Origin of the sequence: Mesorhizobium sp. WSM4307 (assembly GCF_007003945.1) — a bacterium.
In the GTDB taxonomy this organism is placed as follows: Bacteria; Pseudomonadota; Alphaproteobacteria; order Rhizobiales; family Rhizobiaceae; genus Mesorhizobium.
Genome location: NZ_VFTB01000012.1, coordinates 234,234 through 247,857 on the forward strand (window position 1 = coordinate 234,234; position 13,624 = coordinate 247,857).

At 64.8% G+C, this 13,624-nt stretch carries 16 protein-coding genes; 9 read left to right on the top strand and 7 right to left on the bottom strand.

Annotation, left to right across the window (positions count from 1 at the left end; genetic code table 11):
- Window positions 1-17: 17 nt before the first annotated feature.
- Both FJV83_RS28205 and FJV83_RS28210 read right to left on the bottom strand, forming a co-directional pair.
- The gene (locus tag FJV83_RS28205) at window positions 18-407 is read right to left on the bottom strand and encodes a VOC family protein (protein WP_142885562.1); all 390 of its coding nucleotides are present in this window, start codon (window positions 405-407) and stop codon (window positions 18-20) included.
- 34 nt (window positions 408-441) lie between these two features.
- On the bottom strand, window positions 442-651 hold the full coding sequence (locus FJV83_RS28210; RefSeq protein ID WP_095775168.1) for a hypothetical protein: 210 nt from the start codon (window positions 649-651) through the stop codon (window positions 442-444).
- A 142-nt stretch (window positions 652-793) separates the two neighbouring features.
- On the opposite strand from FJV83_RS28210, the gene FJV83_RS28215 reads away from it, so the two are divergent.
- Window positions 794-1,177: an SgcJ/EcaC family oxidoreductase gene (locus FJV83_RS28215; RefSeq protein WP_095775169.1), complete on the top strand. Its 384-nt coding sequence runs from the start codon at window positions 794-796 to the stop codon at window positions 1,175-1,177.
- An 89-nt stretch (window positions 1,178-1,266) separates the two neighbouring features.
- On the opposite strand, the gene FJV83_RS28220 is transcribed toward FJV83_RS28215, so the two are convergent.
- Window positions 1,267-2,196, bottom strand: a complete 930-nt coding sequence (locus FJV83_RS28220; RefSeq protein ID WP_095775170.1) for a LysR family transcriptional regulator — start codon at window positions 2,194-2,196, stop codon at window positions 1,267-1,269.
- Between the two features lie 96 nt (window positions 2,197-2,292).
- Between FJV83_RS28220 and FJV83_RS28225 the strand changes: the two genes are divergently transcribed.
- On the top strand, window positions 2,293-3,303 hold the full coding sequence (locus FJV83_RS28225) for an NAD(P)-dependent alcohol dehydrogenase (RefSeq protein WP_095775171.1): 1,011 nt from the start codon (window positions 2,293-2,295) through the stop codon (window positions 3,301-3,303).
- 57 nt (window positions 3,304-3,360) lie between these two features.
- Here FJV83_RS28225 and FJV83_RS28230 read toward each other — a convergent pair whose 3' ends face one another.
- The 3 genes from FJV83_RS28230 to FJV83_RS28240 are packed head-to-tail and all read right to left on the bottom strand — an operon-like array spanning window position 3,361 to window position 7,123.
- Window positions 3,361-5,673: a xanthine dehydrogenase family protein molybdopterin-binding subunit gene (locus FJV83_RS28230; protein ID WP_142885563.1), complete on the bottom strand. Its 2,313-nt coding sequence runs from the start codon at window positions 5,671-5,673 to the stop codon at window positions 3,361-3,363.
- Entirely contained in the window at window positions 5,670-6,653 is a 984-nt protein-coding gene (locus tag FJV83_RS28235) for a xanthine dehydrogenase family protein subunit M (RefSeq protein ID WP_142885564.1), read from the bottom strand. Before FJV83_RS28235 ends, FJV83_RS28230 begins: the two co-directional genes overlap by 4 nt.
- Window positions 6,650-7,123 carry a (2Fe-2S)-binding protein gene (locus FJV83_RS28240; RefSeq protein ID WP_095789350.1) on the bottom strand — a complete coding sequence of 158 codons (474 nt, stop codon included), beginning with the start codon at window positions 7,121-7,123 and terminating at the stop codon, window positions 6,650-6,652. The genes FJV83_RS28235 and FJV83_RS28240 overlap by 4 nt, the downstream gene beginning before the upstream one ends.
- A gap of 245 nt (window positions 7,124-7,368) precedes the next feature.
- Here FJV83_RS28240 and FJV83_RS28245 point away from each other — a divergent pair, with 245 nt between their 5' ends.
- The 7 genes from FJV83_RS28245 to FJV83_RS28275 all read left to right on the top strand — a co-directional run bounded on the left by FJV83_RS28245 (window position 7,369) and on the right by FJV83_RS28275 (window position 13,188).
- Window positions 7,369-7,983: a TetR/AcrR family transcriptional regulator gene (locus tag FJV83_RS28245; protein ID WP_142885565.1), complete on the top strand. Its 615-nt coding sequence runs from the start codon at window positions 7,369-7,371 to the stop codon at window positions 7,981-7,983.
- Window positions 7,984-7,987: 4 nt separating this feature from the next.
- Window positions 7,988-8,224, top strand: a complete 237-nt coding sequence (locus tag FJV83_RS28250; protein ID WP_142885566.1) for a hypothetical protein — start codon at window positions 7,988-7,990, stop codon at window positions 8,222-8,224.
- A gap of 92 nt (window positions 8,225-8,316) precedes the next feature.
- Window positions 8,317-9,063: a DeoR/GlpR family DNA-binding transcription regulator gene (locus tag FJV83_RS28255; RefSeq protein WP_095793513.1), complete on the top strand. Its 747-nt coding sequence runs from the start codon at window positions 8,317-8,319 to the stop codon at window positions 9,061-9,063.
- Window positions 9,064-9,166: 103 nt separating this feature from the next.
- Window positions 9,167-10,738, top strand: a complete 1,572-nt coding sequence (locus tag FJV83_RS28260) for a sugar ABC transporter ATP-binding protein (protein WP_095775176.1) — start codon at window positions 9,167-9,169, stop codon at window positions 10,736-10,738.
- Window positions 10,735-11,721 (top strand): ABC transporter permease, encoded by a 987-nt coding sequence (locus tag FJV83_RS28265; protein ID WP_095775177.1) that lies wholly within the window; start codon window positions 10,735-10,737, stop codon window positions 11,719-11,721. The genes FJV83_RS28260 and FJV83_RS28265 overlap by 4 nt, the downstream gene beginning before the upstream one ends.
- A 73-nt stretch (window positions 11,722-11,794) precedes the next feature.
- Window positions 11,795-12,943, top strand: a complete 1,149-nt coding sequence (locus FJV83_RS28270; RefSeq protein ID WP_095789354.1) for a substrate-binding domain-containing protein — start codon at window positions 11,795-11,797, stop codon at window positions 12,941-12,943.
- Between the two features lie 14 nt (window positions 12,944-12,957).
- Window positions 12,958-13,188, top strand: coding sequence for a bestrophin family ion channel (locus FJV83_RS28275; protein WP_348629235.1), 231 nt, complete (start codon window positions 12,958-12,960; stop codon window positions 13,186-13,188).
- Between the two features lie 19 nt (window positions 13,189-13,207).
- Here the strand turns inward: FJV83_RS28275 and FJV83_RS28280 are convergent, their stop codons facing one another.
- The gene (locus tag FJV83_RS28280; protein WP_019859410.1) at window positions 13,208-13,480 is read right to left on the bottom strand and encodes a hypothetical protein; all 273 of its coding nucleotides are present in this window, start codon (window positions 13,478-13,480) and stop codon (window positions 13,208-13,210) included.
- Between the last annotated feature and the right edge of the window lie 144 nt (window positions 13,481-13,624).

Here is a 13,624-nt window from a genome sequence, read left to right on the forward strand (position 1 = left end):
TCCCCTGAGTGGATCGCTTATCTGCTCTTGGCCGGCTCGAACAGTTCCACCAGATTGCCGGAAGGGTCGACCAGCAAGATCTGCGAGCCGCCTGGCCCCGTCACGATTTCATTGCGGAAGTTGAGGCCCGCAGTGCGCAACCGGGCGACCTCCGCCGCCAGGTCCTCGACGATCAGATGAATGCGGTTCCAACCTCCGGGTCCCGGCTGTTCACCGTCGGGCATCGGTCTGCCCGCCGAGCTGGTCGGACCGCTCAAAAGCAGGCGAAGCGCTCCGCGTCTGACGTCCACGAACGCCGGCGCATGGTTCGAAAGTTGCTCAAACCCCAGATGCTGCGTGTACCAGGCCACGGCGTCATCGACATCGCTGACCATATAGCGGACATTGACAGTCGCGGACGCGGACATGGTCCTGCCTCTCTTTTTTCACGACGAAGCCAGGCTACCGCCAAGCTGCTTCATTCTTCTGCTCATAATCCTGGAACGCCTTGATCAATCCGCCCAGAACCTCCGCCGACGTCTCGAACATCGCCTTGAACTGGGGCTCATCGACCTTTGCGACATCTTCCCGCAGGTGGTCCTGAATCTCCTTGAATGCCTTCTGCATCTTCTGTGTGTGGTGCCGCGGATCGCGGTCAGCTGCGCTTGCCATTGTCCTTCTCCATTTCGTGGAGTCCTCCGTCACAAAACGCGGGCGATAGCGCTCGGGTTCCGCCTGCGGCGTTGCTGGCGAAGGCGATTGCACTAGGTATTTACGACAATCCGATCGCCGACGATTGCAAGGAGATAAACCGATGACCGATGACGCAACCGCGATCCGCCACGTGGTCGAGACCTGGATGGCGGCGAGCCGGAATGGCGATCTGGAGACCGTGCTTGGCCTGATGACGGACGATGTCGTCTTCATGGTTCCCGGCAAGGAGCCCTTCGGCAAGGAAGCCTTCGCCGCCACCTCCAGGAGCATGGGAGAGACCAAGATCGATGGCGACAGCGAGATCGTTGAGCTCAAACTGCTCGGCGACTGGGCCTATATACGCAACCGCATCGATATGACGGCGACACCGCCCGGCGGCGAGCCGGTGCATCGGTCGGGCTATACGCTGACGTTGCTGCGCAAGGAGAATGACGGCCGCTGGCGGCTGGCGCGGGATGCGAATTTGCTGGCGGCGAAAGGGTAGGGCGCGACCGCCGGAAGTGCCTATCTCCCCTTTTTTTGGGGTGTGTGCACCGCGTTCGATCGCCGGCGCGAACGCCCGCTACGTCGCCCTTACCTTCGCCAGGGTGGCTCCGGCGAAAATCGCTTACCGATCCAGTCGGCGAAGGCGCGGGTCTTGGCGGCTTGTCCCTTGGCCGAGGGCACGACGACATAGACCGCGCCTTCATCGGCCAGCGTCCACTCCTCCAGGACAGGCACCAGCCGTCCGTCGGCGAGTTCGCGTCCGATCAGCCAGTCGGTGCTCATCATCAGGCCGAGGCCCTGCACCGCGGCCTCGACCAGCACCTCGGCATCGTCGCTGACCAACGGCCCGGAAACCTCGACGCGTGCGCGCCGGCCCTCGTGGTCGGTCATCTCCCAGGCCGGAAAGGTCTGGAAGCCGCTGAAGCCCAGGCAGGAATGTTCGAGCAGCGCCTGCGGCGTCCGTGGCCTGCCTCTTCGGGCGAGATAGGCGGGGGCGGCGCAAAGCAGCCGGCGCCGCGTCGCCACCTTGCGTGCCACCAGGCGCGAATCCTCCAGCGCGCCGAGCCGCACGGCGACGTCGAAATTCTCGGCGACCAGATCGGCGAAGCGGTTGGAGAATTCGGCCTCGATGCGGATATCGGGAAATTCGGCAAGGAATTGCGGCAGCAGCGGTCCAATCCACATGCGCCCGAACGTGCCAGGCAGCGCCAGCCTGAGCAGGCCGCGCGGGCTGCCACCGGCATGCGCCGACGCGGCGGCCTCGGCCTCGTCGACGGAGGCGAGGATGGCGCGCACGCGCACCAGGAATTCGGCACCGGCTTCGGTCAGCGACACGCTGCGTGTCGTGCGATGCAGCAGCCTGACCCCCAGCCGCTCCTCCAGCGATTGCAGGCGCCGCGACAGGATGGTCGCGTCGCGCCCGACACGCGCCGCCGCCCTGGTGAAGGAGCGCGCCTCGGCGATGGCCGCGAAGGCCGCCATTTCGGCAAGGGCCGCCGGTTCATGAGATTGCTGCATGTTTCGCATTACTCAAATGCAAAATGGAACGATTATCCATAAATAGCGCAACAGATAGGTTCACTCAACCCTCAATCATCTCACCGGAGTGAAACCATGAAAGCCATCGAACTGAGCCAACCCAGGCTCGACGCCTTCCGTGCCGCCACCGTCGCCACCCCCGAACCGCAGCGCGGCGAGGTGCTGATCCGCCAGCGTGCGGCAAGCCTCAATTTCGTCGATGTCGCGGTGGCGAGCGGCAATTATCCGGGCCCGAGCTTTCCGCTCATCCCCGTTGCCGACGGCGCCGGCGAGATCGTCGCGCTGGGCGAGGGCGTTACGAGTTTCAGCACGGGCGATCGCGTCGTCGCCCATGCCAAGCCGCGCTGGATCGGCGGCCGGCCGCGGCCCTACGAGATGACGCAGATGCGCGGCATCTCGCTGCCGGGGTCGCTGGCCGAATATGTGGCGCTGCCGGCCAATTCGCTCGTGCCGGTCCCGGCGCATCTCTCCTTCGAGGCGGCGTCGACATTGCCGATCGCCGGCACCACGGCATGGAACGCCATCCGCGCCGCCAATGTCGGGCCGGGCTCGGTCGTCGTGCTGCTCGGCACGGGCGGCGTCTCGATCTTCACCCTGCAGCTGGCGAAAGCCGCAGGCGCCACCGTCATCATCACCTCGTCGTCGGACGAGAAGCTGGAACGGGCGAAGGCGCTGGGCGCCGATCATCTCATCAACTACCGCGCGACGTCAGACTGGGACGGCAAGGTGCTTGAGCTGACGGGCGGGCTCGGCGCCGACCTCGTCGTCGAGACCGGCGGCACCGCCACCTTCGCCCGCGCCGTCAACGCCACCGCGCCCGGCGGCACGCTGTTCACCATCGGTTTCGTCACCGGCGCCGAGGCCACGATCAACCTGCTGCCGATCATCATCAAGGCGCTGAAGGTGATCGGCAACAACACCGGGTCGGTGTCCGACCTTCGCGACGCCGCCCGCGCCATCGGCGCCGCGGGGATCAAGCCGGTCGTCGACAAGGTGTTTTCACCTGACGAGGCGACCGAGGCCTACGCCCACATGGCCGCCGGCGGCCTGCACTTCGGCAAGCTGGTGTTCGGGCTGGAGTGGTAGGGGCGAAAGTGACCGAGCGCGTAATCTCCACCGCAAAAGGAGATTACGCGCTCCATTTCAGATCAGCTTCTCCAGCGTGATCGGCAAATCGCGTACCCTCTTCCCCGTCGCGTGGAACACCGCATTGGCGATCGCGGGCGCGACACCGACGATGCCCAGTTCACCCACACCCTTGCCGCCGAGCGCCGAGGAGTGCGGGTCGGGAATGCCGACCGAGATCACCTCGATGTCCGGGATGTCGGCATTGGTCGGCACAAGGTAGTCGGCGAGGTTGTTGTTGACGATGCGGCCATGGCGGCGATCCATGATGCCTTCTTCCAGCAGCGCCTGGCCGATGCCCATGATGATGCCGCCCTTCCATTGGCTTTCGGCGAGCTTGGGGTTGTAGAGCCGGCCGGAATCCAGCGCCGATACCACGCGCGAGACGCGCACCGTGCCGAAATCCTCGTCGACGCGGACCTCGATGAAATGCGCGCACCAGGAATAACGCGAATAGTCGCCCTCGGTGTGCGGCAACGCCATGGCGATGGTGGTGTAGTTCTTGTAGCGGTCCTCGGCGGTCGAATTGGCCGGCATGGTGTCGCCGGTCGCCTCGATGCGGTCGCGGCCGACGCTCTTGAGCAGTTCGGCGATCGAGACATCGGGACCGTCGCCGCGCGGCGAGCCGATGCGGCCATTGGCGACAACCAGAGTGTTGGCCTGCAGTGCGTGGAAGGGCGAGCGCGGATCACTGATGGCGAGCCCCACCAGTTGATCGAGCGCCGAGGTCGCGGCCTTGTGAACAGCACCCGTCATCACGCCGGCCAGCCGTGAGCCGCCGCTGACGCCGGCGCGGGCAAAGCGGGAGTCGCCGAGCTTCACCACAACATCGTCGGCCGGCACGCCGAGCGTCTCGGCGGCGGTCTGCGCCAGGATGGTGTAGGTGCCCTGGCCCATGTCGATCGAGGAGCTTTCGACCTCGACCGAACCGTCGGCCAGGATGCGCACGACAGCCTCGCCATAGGCGCGCCGCACCGGATAGGTGCCGGCGGCGACGCCCCAGCCGATCAGCTGGTTGCCGTCGCGCATCGAGCGCGGTTTCGGCGAGCGCCTGGACCAGCCGAAGCGTTCGGCGCCCGCGGCAAAAGCCTCGCGCAACTGCCTGGTCGACCAGGCCTTTTTCGTGTGCGGATCCTGTTCGGCATAGTTGCGCAGGCGGATTTCCAATGGATCGATGCCGACCTCATAGGCGAGCTCGTCGATGGCGCTTTCGATGCCGAAGGCCGAGGGATTTTCGCCCGGCGCGCGCATGGCGCCCGGCACCACGGAATTGACCCGCACGACATTCTGCTTCGAGGAGAAATTCGGCGTCGCGTACATGATCGAGGTGACCGAACCCAGCGGCTCGACCCACATGCCGTCGATGGACGTTTCATTGACGCCGCGATGCACGATCGACTGGATCACGCCGTCGCGGTCGGCGCCGATGGTCACGGTCTGGCGCGTCGCGGCGCGGCCGCCATAGCCGGTAAAGGTCTGCGGCCGCGTCATCACCAGCTTCACCGGGCGGCCGATCATTTTGGCGGCACTTGCCGCCACCGCACCGTGGCTCAGCGCCAGCGCCTTGGAGCCGAAGCCGCCGCCAATATAGGGCGAGACCAGCCGCACATTCTCGAACGGCACTTCGAACCATTCGGCATAGGTGCGGGCCATGCCGTCGAGCCACTGGCTCGGCTCCCACACGGTCAGACGATCACCTTCCCAGCGCGCAATCAGGCCATGCGGCTCCATCGGCGCCTGGTATTCGCGCGGCGTGTTGTAGGCGGCGCAGATGCGCACCGGCGCGGCGGCGAAGGCGGCGGGCGCATCGCCCCATTCCTTGGTCATGGCGTCGATCGCAATGCCGTCACCGGCCTTGCCGTCGCTGAGGTCGACGATGGAAGGCGTCTCGTCGTAGCTGACGTTGACCAGGGCCGCCGCGGCGACCGCCTGCTCGAAGGTTTCGGCGACAACCGCCGCGACATGCTGGCCCGAGAAGGTGATGTCGCGGGCCAGCGGGCAATAGGGCTTGTCCGGCGGCGGCGTGCCGAGCCAGTCCGACGCGGTCCTCAGGCTGATGATGGTATCCGGCGTCAGCACTCGCAGCACGCCGGGCGAGGCTTCAGCGCTTGCCGTGTCGATCGCGCGTACCTTGCCCGAGGCGATCGTGCTTTCGACCAGCACGGCGTAAGCCAGTCCTTCGAGCTGCTGTTCGACCGCGTATTTCGCGGCACCGGTGATCTTGGCCGGGCCGTCGACGCGCGACAGCCGGCCGCCGACGGCCTCCGCCAGTGTGCCGTCGGAGGCGTCGCCCCGTTTCGATTCACCAACTCTGATGTTGTGAACGGTCATGCCGTCTCTCCCAATTTGAGGATGGCGCGCGCGACAGCGCGCGGCGCGAGCTCGATCTTGTAATGGTTGGCGCCATGGTCGACGGCGCCTTCGACGGCGAGCAGGCTGGCGGCACGGACGGTTTCCGGCTCCAGCACCTTCCCCTTCAGGGCGTCTTCCACGGCACGGACGCGCCAGGGCTTGGTCGCGACGCCGCCGAGCGCGACGCGCAGATCGCGGATGGTGCGGCCATCTGCTTCGAATTCGATGCCGACAGCGGCACTCGCGGCGGCGAATTCATAGGATTGCCGGTCGCGGATCTTCAGATAGGTCGAGCGGCGGGCTGCTGCGGAGCCGGGGATTGCAATTGCGGTGATCATCTCGCCCGGCTCGATCGCGTGTTCCCTGTCGGGCGTGGTGCCGGGCAGCAGGAAGAAGTCGTCCACCAGAAGCTTGCGCTCGCCCAGATGAACTGTTGCGTCGAAGGCGACCAAGGCGGTGGCGAGGTCGCCAGGGTACGTGGCGATACAGGCCTCGCTGGTGCCGAGCACCGCGTGTCCCCTGGTGACTCCGCCGATGGCCGAACAGCCGCTGCCTGATACACGCTTGTTGCAGGCGGCAAAATTCACGGGATCGCGGAAATAGGGGCAGCGCGTGCGCTGCATCAGATTGCCGCCGATGGTCGCCATGTTGCGGATCTGCGCCGACGCCGCCTGCCACAGCGCTTCCGAGATGGCGGGGAAGCGGCTCTTGATGTCGGCATGGTCGGCGACATGGCCCATTCTGGCGAGCGCGCCGATGGTGGCGCCGCGCTCGTCGACCGCGATCCGGTCGAGCCCCTTGAGATGGGTGATGTCGACCAACGTGTCGGGCTCGGCGACGCCGCATTTGGCGAGGTCGATCAGCGTGGTGCCGCCGGCCAGCAGCATGGCGCCGGGCAGGGCGGCCGCCTGGCGTGCGGCGTCAGTGGAAGTGGCGCGCAGGTATGAAAAATCCCTCATGATGCGAACTCCTGGGCTGCCTGGCGGACGGCGGCAACGATGTGCGGATAGGCGCCGCAGCGGCAGAGATTGCCGGCCATGTATTCGCGGATTTCCTCGTCGGAGCCGGCATGGCCCTCGCGGATGCAGGCCACCGCCGACATGATCTGGCCGGGCGTGCAATAGCCGCACTGGAAGGCGTCCCGTTCGAGGAAGGCAGCCTGCACGGGATGCAGTTCGCCCTCCCGTGCAAGCCCCTCTATGGTGGTGATGGCGCGGCCCTCGGCTTGCGCGGCCAGCGTCAGACAAGCCAGCACGCGCTCGCCGTCTATGTGCACGGTGCAGGCGCCGCACTGGCCATGGTCGCAGCCCTTCTTGGTGCCGGTCAGGCCGAGCCGCTCGCGCAGAGCATCGAGCAGCGTCACGCGCGGCTCAATCTGCAATTCGTGGTGCCGGCCGTTGATGTCGAGATGGACGGGGATTTTCGTCATGGGCGTCTGGCTCCAGTTGCTTGACGCTGAGGGGAATGATCTGGTGTCGGGGCGGGGGAGGGCAAGGGCGTCTTCGTCAATCCCCGGCTGGCAGGGGAGCTGTGGCTTGCGGCTTTGAAAGACGTGACATACCCGTTCCCCTTCTTATATGATGAAGGCACTCCACTAAAGCGGAGGTGCCTCCGTTTATTACGTGGGGGCTGACCCGGCCGGGTTCAAGCCCCTGACACAATGTGGAGAAAAAATTGGCCGTCGAGCCGTCCGCGATCGCCGAAACGAAGACCGCCGCAGAGGAAAAGCCGCTGCGCGCGGATGCCCGGCGCAACCGCGACCGGCTGGTCGAGGTGGCGGCTTCGGTGTTTGCCGAGCGCGGCATCGATGCCTCGCTGGAGGAGATCGCGCGTCGCGCCGGCGTCGGCATCGGCACGCTCTACCGGCATTTCCCGACGCGCGAGCATCTGGTCGAGGTGGTCTACCGCCGCGAGGTCGAGGCGCTGTGCGCCGCCGCCGGCGAGCTTGCCGCGAAACATCCCTCCGATGTCGCGCTGGAAGAATGGATGCGGCGCTTCGTCGACTACATCGCCACCAAGCGTGGCCTGGCGACCAGCCTGCGCATCCTGCTGACAACCAATTCCACCCTGTTCTCCGACACGTCGGGGCGGGTCTCGCAGGCCTTGCGCCAACTGGTCGAGGCGGCGGTGGCCGACGGCACCATCCGTGGCGACGTCGATGCCTCCGACGTGCTGTACGCGCTGTCGGGCATCTACTCAGCGCCCGATACGCCGGAGTGGCGCGACCGTTCGCGGCGGCTGGTCAAGCTGTTGATGGACGGGTTGCGGTTCGGGGCGGGGAAGGGCTGACATCGTGGACGACCTCAGCTTGCTGCTGACAAGGTTCGTCAGCGGGGAGGACACCAGCCTGGCAGCCGACAACAATCTGGAAGCGTTGCTCGACGCGGCCCATCCCGACGATCAGCTTGTTCAAGACGTGGTCATAGATCTCGCGAGCTATAGACCCGGCGGCGGCCCATTTCTCTTCGATAAGCTGGAGATTCAACGGCGCTTGCATCGCCTTCGCGATTATCTTTCGCGCCGCACCTAAAGAGATCTAGAGCGAAGCGGGACGCAGGGCTTGCAACCAAATGCGAGCGGTTGTTAAAATCCTCACATTTCAAGGGATGCACAGGCCCACGCATGACGGCTCGCAAGGCGCAAAGGACGGCACGGCTTATCGATCTGCTGTCGCAGCGGCGGGTTATCCATCTCAGCGAAGCGGCAGCGCTGCTCGGCGTTTCCGAGATGACGGTGCGGCGTGACATCGCCACCAACCAGGGGCAGATCGCCTATCTCGGCGGGCACATATTGGCGGCGGCCGAGATCGAGGCCGATATTCCCTATGAACTGGCGACCGCGGCCGACAGCCATGCGGCGGCAAAGCGCGAAGCCTGTGTGCATGCGGTGCGCAAGATACGGCCCGACGAGACGATCTTCATCGACTGCGGCACGACGCTGATCCATCTGATCGATCTCATTCCCGACAATTATCAAATAACGGCAATATGTTACGCCATGAATGTCGCGGAACGCCTGAGCCGCAAGCCCAATGTCACCATCATCATGCTGGGTGGTGTCTATCATCCGGCCTCGGCGTCTTTCTCGGGCACGCATGATTTCGACATTCTGAACAGCGTCGGCATCAACGCAGCCTTCCTGTCGGCCGCCGGCGTCGACGCCAAGCGCGGCGCCACCTGCGAGCATTTCCACGAAGCGGTGGTGAAGCAGAAGGTGATGAGCCTGGCGCGCGAAAATTATCTGGTCATCGACTCGAGCAAGATCGGCAAGCTCAAGCGGGCCTTTTTTTCGGCCATGGACGGCTTCGACGCCATCATCACCGAACATGGCGAGGTCGGGCCGGATTCATTCCTGCCGCAGGCCGTTTGACATTTTACTGGTCTGATGGAAAAGTCACAAAAAAAGTAAGAGAAGTCTCAAAAGGGACTCGACGGGGGTAGGGGACGCGTCAACGGGAGGAAGTGCGGGCGTCATGGTCGAACAGGGTTCGATTGCGCTGATTTCCGAGGCTCCCTTGCTGCGCGTCGAGGGCGTCAGGAAGCGGTTCGGCGGCGTCAATGCGCTGCGCGGCGTCAGCCTCGAGATCCTGTCCGGTGAAGTCCACGCACTGCTCGGCGAAAACGGCGCCGGCAAGTCGACGCTGATCAAGATCCTGAGCGGCGTGCACGTGCATGATGGCGGCTCGATCGAAATCGACGGGAAGCCTGTCTCGTTTTCTTCGCCCGCCCAGTCGCGCGATGCCGGCGTGGCGGTGGTTTACCAGGATCTGAGTCTGGTCGAGTCGCTGTCGGTCGCCGACAATCTGCTTTTGGGGCGAGAGCCGCAGACGCGGCTCGGCTTCCTGAAAAAGCGCCAGCTGGTGGCGCAGGCCGAGGCCTTCCTCAAATCGCAGAACATTCCGCTCGATGCCCGCGCCATGGTCGGCTCGCTGCCCTTCGCCTATCGCCAGATGACCGAGATCGCCAAGGCGCTGATGGGCGATGTCCGCCTGCTCATCCTCGACGAGCCGACCTCGGCGCTGACCGATGATGAGGAGAAGATCCTGTTCGAGGCGATCCGTGCAGTCGCAGCACGCGGCGTCGGGGTGATCTACGTCACCCACCGCCTCAACGAAGTGTTCCGCATTTCGAACCGGGTGACGGTGTTCCGCGACGGCCAGAACGCCGGGACTTTCGTCACGGCGCAAACCAATATGCGGCAATTGGTCGGCGCGATCGTCGGGCCGGATCACGCTGTGCTGAAAGCAGATGGCGCCGCATCCGGACAAGGGCAGGCGCCGTCCGCCGGTTCCTCTGAAAAGCCCGTGCTCGAATTGAAAGGCGTCAGCAATGACCGGCTCGACGGGGCCAGTCTCGAATTGCGCGCGGGCGAAATCCACGGCCTTGCCGGGCTGATCGGCAGCGGACGCACCGAAATCCTGCAGACCATCTTCGGCCTGCGGCCCATCCAGTCGGGCGAGGCCAGCCTGGACGGCGTGTCGCTGAAGGGAACAGACCCGGCGGCGGCGATCGGGCAAGGCATCGCACTGGTGCCGGAGGACCGGCACGTCCAGGGCCTGGTCCTCGAACATTCGATCGAGCGCAATCTGACCCTGCCGCGGCTGCCTTATTTCTCGCGCCTTGGCTGGCTGCAGCGCCGGCCGGCGAGCGAACACGCCAATGCGGCGATGCGCAGGCTAGCGGTAAAGGCGCCGAGCGCGTCGACCATGGTGAAGAACCTGTCGGGCGGCAACCAGCAGAAGGTCGTGTTCGGCAAATGGAACGAGCCACGACCGCGCGTGCTGTTGCTCGACGAGCCGACGGTCGGGGTCGATGTCGGCGCGCGCGAGGAGATTTACGGCGTCATTCGCACTGCTGCGGCGGCCGGCAGCGGGGTGCTGCTGGTGTCTTCGGATCTCTCCGAACTGCTGCAGCTCTGCGACCGCATCTCGATCGTCGTCGATGGCCGCATCACCAGGACGATCGCGCGGCCGGAATTCGGCAGCGCCGAGGACCTGCATCACCTCATTCAACTTTCGCAGCCATCGGAAGAGCACGCGGCATGACCGACATCCAGAGCCCGGCAAAAGCCGCCACCAACCAACCGAGCGGGCGCTCGGCCTTGCAGCATCTGCTCAAGGGCGAGCGTCCCTACATGCTCTATGTCGCCTTCGCCGTCATGCTGATCGTTTTCAGCCTGGCGTCACCATGGTTCCTGTCTATCGACAATTTTCTCAACATCGGCCGTCAGACGACGCTGGTGTCGATCATTGCGGTGGGCATGACATTCGTCATCATCTCCAGGCAGATCGACCTGTCGGTGGCCTCGACGCTGGCACTTTCGGGCATGAGCGCGTCGCTGGCGATGGCCTTTGTCGCCAACAACTGGGTCGTCGGCGCCGTGGCCGGGCTGGGCACCGGGGCGCTGATCGGGCTGCTCAACGGCGTCTTGACCACGCGTCTGGAAATCCCGTCCTTCCTGGTGACATTGGGCACGCTGAGCGGCGCACGCGGGCTGGCGCTGATGGTCACCAACACCAAGCCGGTCATCATCACCAACGAGTACTATTTCGCGATCTTCGGCGAAGGCTCGGTGCTCGGTATCCCGGCGCCGATCCTGTGGACGCTCGGCGTCACCATCGCCGGCATCTTGCTGCTGCACTACAGCGTCTATGGGCGGCGGGTTTACGCCGCCGGCGGCAACCCGACGGCCGCGCTCTATTCCGGCGTGCATATCAAGCAGGTCACGACGCTTGCCTTCGTGCTGACCGGGACGCTCGCCGGGCTGGCGTCGCTGATCCTGTCGGCGCGCTCGCACGCGGCGCGGCCCGATGTGGTGCAAGGCATGGAGCTCGATGTCATCGCCTCGGTCATCCTTGGCGGCTGCAGCCTGTTCGGCGGCCGCGGCTTCGTGCTCGGCACGCTGCTCGGCAGCCTGATCATCGGCACGCTCAACAACGGGCTGGTGCTGCTCGGCGTCAGCTCGTCACTGCAACTCGTCATTAAAGGAGCAATCATCGTCGCCGCTGTCGCGTTCACGAGGAGGTAAGGCGCACGCGGAAATCAGCAGAAGCCGCCGGCTCCAAACGGCAAGACAATATCAACAATCAACGGAGGAAGTCATGAAATCGGTTCACTCGCTTTTCTGCACATTGAGCCTCGCCGCCAGCGCCTTCGCGCTGTCGACGACCCTCAGCCTCGCGCAAACGCCGGACACCTGCGTTAGCGGCGTCGACATGGCGACGCTCGGCCCCAAGGGCATTGTCGGCCAAGGCCCGCACGGTGAAAAGGCAGCCTCGCCCGACGAGCTGAAGCTGACCGATGACGAGGCCGCCAAGGTCAAGGCCGGCAAGTTCAAGGTCGGCATTTCCATGCAGACGGTGAACCTCGACTGGTCGCAATTGCAGGTGCAAGGCATTAGCGAAACGCTGGCCAAATATGGCGTCACCGTCACCGGCGTGGCGTCGGCCGAATATCAGGTCGACAAGCAGATCGCCGATATCGAGAACACCATCCAGCAGCATCCGGACGGCATCATTTCCATTCCCGTCGATTTCACCGCGACGGCGCCGACCTACAAGAAGGTGGGCGAGGCCGGCATCAAGCTGGTGTTCATGGATAGCATCCCGGTTGGCCTCTCATCTCCAAAGGATTTTGCCTCGATGATCTCGGCCGACAGCCAGGGCAACGGCCAGATCGCTGCGCAGATCCTGGCCTCCTGCATGCCCAAGGGCGGCACGATCGGCCTGGTGAATTTCGGCGTCGACTATTTCAGCACCAATGAGCGCACCAAGGGCGTCGGCGAGTGGATGAAGAAGAACCGGCCCGACATCGTCATGAAGCAGGTCGACTTCACCGATCCCTCGAAGGTCTCGCAGATCTCCGGCGACTTCCTCACCGGCAATCCGGATGTGAAGGGCCTGTTCGCGGTCTGGGACCAGCCGGCGCTGGACACGCTGTCCTCGATGCGGGCGCAAGGCATCGACATTCCGATCACCACGGTCGATCTCGGCCTGCAGTCGGCGATCGAAATCGCCAAGGGCGGCCCGCTCAAGGCTACCGGCTCTCAGCGCCCCTATGACCAGGGTGTGGCCGAAGCGATGGCGATGATGAAGGCGCTGATCGGGCAACCCACGCCGGCCTGGGTCGGCGTGCAGTCGCTGCCGGTGGTGCAGTCCAACGTGCTGGAATCCTTCAAGACCGTCTTCCACAAGGATCCGCCGGCCGAGCTCGTCGACGCCTGCAACAGCGCCAAGCCGAAGTGCAATTGAGGTAATTGAGGTGATTGCGTGGGCGCGGGAGAGACCCCGCGCCACCAGCCGGAACGACCATTCTGGGCTGGGCCTACATGTCTCTCGACCAGGTCGGCGAGGGCAGCGCCAACCCATTCGAAGGCAATGCCAACGACGTTCCGATCTCGCAGATCTGCCGCGACATCGAGATCGAACTGCGCGCCGGACTTGGCGAGGCTGACCTGCCCAAGCCCTTGCTGCCCGTCAACGACATCGCAACCTGAAGTGCCTGATCTGGCGCGGCTACGCTTTCGCTTCGACGAGGATCACCAGCGATTCCGGCACCACGCCATCGTGCGCCATGGCGTCGGCGGCCGCCTTGCTCTGCATCAGCGCGGCCATCTTGTCCATGTCCGGCACGTCCATCATCACGGCCACCCGCTTCGGGTTCTGCGGATCGACGAAGGTGCGGATGTTGGTGATCCCCAGCGAGCCGAAAAGCTCCTTGCGCTTGGGTGAACTGAGCCAGTGCTTGCTGTCTTTCGAGATGTTGTGATGGCCGATTACGGTTGGCATGGCATCCTCCCCAGGGTGACGCCGGCGGTCGATATCGCCCGCCTGATGCTGCGATCCACCTGTACGGGCCAGTGAGCGCTGTTTCCCGTAGACTGTCAATTAGCGGTTGCTGATATACGTCCGTCCCGGGGACTGAGCCACGAC

Bases quoted from the DNA above. Each gene is read 5' to 3' on its own strand.
- FJV83_RS28205 (WP_142885562.1), bottom strand. From the start codon at position 407: ATGTCCGCGTCCGCGACTGTCAATGTCCGCTATATGGTCAGCGATGTC.
- FJV83_RS28210 (WP_095775168.1), bottom strand. From the start codon at position 651: ATGGCAAGCGCAGCTGACCGCGATCCGCGGCACCACACACAGAAGATG.
- FJV83_RS28215 (WP_095775169.1), top strand. From the start codon at position 794: ATGACCGATGACGCAACCGCGATCCGCCACGTGGTCGAGACCTGGATG.
- FJV83_RS28220 (WP_095775170.1), bottom strand. From the start codon at position 2,196: ATGCAGCAATCTCATGAACCGGCGGCCCTTGCCGAAATGGCGGCCTTC.
- FJV83_RS28225 (WP_095775171.1), top strand. From the start codon at position 2,293: ATGAAAGCCATCGAACTGAGCCAACCCAGGCTCGACGCCTTCCGTGCC.
- FJV83_RS28230 (WP_142885563.1), bottom strand. From the start codon at position 5,673: ATGACCGTTCACAACATCAGAGTTGGTGAATCGAAACGGGGCGACGCC.
- FJV83_RS28235 (WP_142885564.1), bottom strand. From the start codon at position 6,653: ATGAGGGATTTTTCATACCTGCGCGCCACTTCCACTGACGCCGCACGC.
- FJV83_RS28240 (WP_095789350.1), bottom strand. From the start codon at position 7,123: ATGACGAAAATCCCCGTCCATCTCGACATCAACGGCCGGCACCACGAA.
- FJV83_RS28255 (WP_095793513.1), top strand. From the start codon at position 8,317: ATGACGGCTCGCAAGGCGCAAAGGACGGCACGGCTTATCGATCTGCTG.
- FJV83_RS28260 (WP_095775176.1), top strand. From the start codon at position 9,167: ATGGTCGAACAGGGTTCGATTGCGCTGATTTCCGAGGCTCCCTTGCTG.
- FJV83_RS28265 (WP_095775177.1), top strand. From the start codon at position 10,735: ATGACCGACATCCAGAGCCCGGCAAAAGCCGCCACCAACCAACCGAGC.
- FJV83_RS28270 (WP_095789354.1), top strand. From the start codon at position 11,795: ATGAAATCGGTTCACTCGCTTTTCTGCACATTGAGCCTCGCCGCCAGC.
- FJV83_RS28280 (WP_019859410.1), bottom strand. From the start codon at position 13,480: ATGCCAACCGTAATCGGCCATCACAACATCTCGAAAGACAGCAAGCAC.